Source organism: Phytoactinopolyspora endophytica (genome assembly GCF_004138495.1).
Classification (GTDB): Bacteria; Actinomycetota; Actinomycetes; order Jiangellales; family Jiangellaceae; genus Phytoactinopolyspora; species Phytoactinopolyspora endophytica.
Map to the genome: position 1 here is coordinate 56125 of NZ_ML142876.1, position 1177 is coordinate 57301.

A 1177-nucleotide genomic window follows, 5' to 3' on the forward strand; every position below is an offset into this window, starting at 1 on the left:
CGTCGAGGGCTTCGTCACCGGTCGCGGCGACCGCCACCTCGAAACCCTCCTTCTTCAGCATGTACGACAGTGCGTCGCTGAAGGACTCCTCATCCTCGACGACGAGCACTCGAGTCACGGTGCCTCCTTTGCAACCTGCGATACGTTCCCGGACGGTCGTCCCGGACGGTATGGGTGGAGCGGCAGACGCAGGGTGAACGTCGACCCGGCGCCCCTCACACTCCACACGCTGACCTCGCCGCCGTGGCTGGCGGCGATGTGTTTGACGATGGACAGACCCAGACCGGTACCTCCAGTCTCCCGGGAACGCGCCGGATCGACCCGGTAAAAGCGTTCGAAGATCCGGTCGAGCTCGGTCTCGGCTATCCCCTGACCCTGGTCGGTCACGCTGATCTCTACGAGGTCTTCCCGTTCGCGGACGCCGACGGCCACCCGGGTTCCCTCAGGGCTGTACCGTACCGCGTTCTCGATGAGGTTACCGACGGCGATGACCAGTTGCTTCTCGTTGCCCAGCACCTGGAGACCTTCAACGCCGCCGGAGGTGAGCCTGATCTTGCGGTTGTCGGCGTCCACCCGGCTCCGATCCAGGGCGGTACCGACCACCTCGTCGATCTCGACCGGATCCGGCGAGTCGACGGGGTCGTCGTACTGCAAGCGGGACAGGTCGATGATCTCCTGCACCAACCGCGTGAGCCGGTCTCCCTCCTGCTGCATGCGCTCGGCGAACCTCTGCACGGCCTCCGGGTCGTCGCTGGCATCCTGGACGGCTTCGGCTAGCAGCAGCATCGCGCCCACCGGAGTCTTGAGCTCGTGCGAGACGTTGGCCACGAAGTCTCGCCTGACCTCGTCCACACGGATCTCGTGAGTGCGATCCTCCACCAACGCGAGCACCAGCCGGTCGCCCAACGGTGCGACCCGCGCCAGCACATGCAGCGACTGGGTGGAGTCGCGAGAACGCGGAACCTGCAGCTGGACCTCTCTGATCTGCCCGTCTCGATGGACCTTCTCGGCCAGCTCCAGCAGCTCGGGAACGGTGATCTTGTCCTGCCGGACGAGGCCGAACGCGTAAGCGGACGGGCTGGCCTTGACCACGTTGGTGTTCGCGTCGAGAACGATGGCGCTGGACCGCAGGACGGCCACGACTTCGTCTGCCCCTTCGGGCATAGGCGACGTACGT

Annotated in this window: 2 protein-coding genes; both read right to left on the reverse strand. The window is 65.7% G+C overall.

Annotated elements, in window-relative coordinates; all coding sequences use genetic code 11:
• On the reverse strand, positions 1 to 118 hold a 118-nt coding region (locus tag ELR45_RS42370; RefSeq protein WP_476704146.1), incomplete at its 3' end, for a response regulator.
• Positions 115 to 1177 (reverse strand): sensor histidine kinase (locus ELR45_RS32420; RefSeq protein ID WP_129669979.1); only part of this gene is annotated, 1063 nt, incomplete at its 5' end. The genes ELR45_RS42370 and ELR45_RS32420, both read right to left, overlap by 4 nt.